Source organism: Methylobacterium sp. CCH5-D2, from assembly GCF_001556475.1.
Lineage (GTDB): Bacteria > Pseudomonadota > Alphaproteobacteria > Rhizobiales > Beijerinckiaceae > Methylobacterium > Methylobacterium hispanicum.
Genome location: NZ_LSIX01000322.1, coordinates 1 through 1,770, shown reverse-complemented (window position 1 = coordinate 1,770; position 1,770 = coordinate 1). Strand labels below are relative to the sequence as shown.

Genomic DNA, 1,770 nt, shown 5'->3' with positions numbered 1-1,770 from the left:
TGCGGGGCCTGCGGCGGCTGGGCCTGCGCCGGCTGGCCCGGCGCCGCGGCCCGCAGCGCCACGTGGCTCGGTGCGGCGGCGGGAGCCTGCGGCGCCCTGCCCGGCTGCTGGGCCGCGGCGAAGGTCGCCGATCCGAGCAGGCTCAGTGCGGCGAGCCAGGACAGCGTCGCGTGCTTCATGTCGATGAGGTCTCACCGGGCGCTTCACGGGCAGGCGCGGGGCCCCGCCGGGAGCCGGGCCGCCGATCGTCCCGCAGGATATTGGTCACACCGGCCTCTTGCCAAGGCGGCGGGGTGACAGAGGCCCCGCCAGGCTCCGATCCTTCGGGGCGTCGATCCGTCGAGGCATCAATCCTCCGGCGCGTCGACCACCGGGTCGTAGCGGCCGGCGTCGAAGCCGAGCAGGTTCCAGCTCTGCGCCATGTGGGGCGGCAGCGGCGCGCTGACGTCCACCGGCCGGCCGGTGCGCGGGTGCGGGATCACGATCCTGCGGGCCAGCAGGTGCAGCCGGTTCTGGATGCCGCCGGGCAGCGCCCAGTTCTCGACGTCGAAGTATTTCGGGTCGCCGACGATCGGGTGGCCGATATGGGCGGCGTGCGCCCGCAGCTGGTGGGTGCGCCCCGTCACCGGCTTGAACGAGATCCAGGACAGCTTCTGCGCCACCTGATCGACCATCGCGTAGTAGGTGAGCGCGTGCGCGGCCCCCTCCTCACCGTGCTTGGCCACCCGCATGCGGGCGTCGGCCTCGGTCGGCTCGTCCTTCACCAGATAGGTCGAGACCCGGCCCTGGCGCACCTTCGGCACGCCGGCGGTGAGCGCCCAGTAGATCTTGCGCGCCGCGCGCGAGCGGAAGCTCTTGGCGAGCGTCGCCGCCGCGAGCCGGGTCTTGGCGACGATGAGGCAGCCCGCCGTGTCCTTGTCGAGCCGGTGGACGAGGCGCGGCTTCTGCCCGTCCGGGCCGGTGAGCGCCTCGAGCAGGCCGTCCACGTGCCGCACGGTGCCGGACCCGCCCTGAACCGCGAGGCCGAAGGGCTTGTTCAGCACCATCATGTCCTGGTCCTCGTAGAGGATCAGCGAGCGCAGGAACTCGGCGTCGTCGCGGTCGCGCACGGGGTTGCGCGGGCGCGCGGCGTCCGCGTCGAGCTTCAGGGGGGGCACGCGCACGCTCTGGCCCGGCGCCAGCCGCTCCTGCGCCTTCGCGCGCTTGCCGTCGATCCGGAGCTCGCCCTTGCGCACGAGGCTCTGGATCCGGGTGAAGGGAAGCTGGGGAAACCGCGCGGTGAGGAAGCGGTCGACCCGCATCCCGTCCTCGTCGGGCTCCACGGTCAGGGTCTGCACGCCGGAGGCCAGGGTGGCGGAGGCCGCCGCCCGCTGCTCGCGCCGGCTCGGGGCCGTCGGTGCGGCGGGTGCGGGCGCCGCCTCGGCGCGGCGGGCCGGGGCACGCCCGGCCGCGGTCCTGGCCGCCGGCTTCGCAGCAGCCTTGGCGTTCGCCGGCCTAACGGCTGCCGGTCTGGCGCGGGGCGCCGGGCCGGCGGGTTCCGCCTCGACCGGCGACCAGGGGGCGCGGGCGTCGCGCTCGTCGCCGCGCAGCTGCGCCGCGCGCTGGGCCGCGTCGAGGGCGCTGCTGCGCGGGCCGGTGCGGGCGCGCTCCGGCCGGCCCTGGCCCGGCCGGGGTCCGCGGCTCGCGCCGCGGCCGGCCGCGCCCTTCGGCGGTCCCTTCGGCGGTCCCTTCGGCGGTCCCTTCGGCGGTCCCTTCGGCGGTCCCTTGGGC

The 1,770-nt window shown here is 76.2% G+C and carries 1 protein-coding gene; it reads right to left on the bottom strand.

Annotated elements, in window-relative coordinates:
- Positions 1-347: 347 nt before the first annotated feature.
- Positions 348-1,770 (bottom strand): RluA family pseudouridine synthase (locus tag AX737_RS08515; protein WP_245293414.1); only part of this gene is annotated, 1,423 nt, incomplete at its 5' end.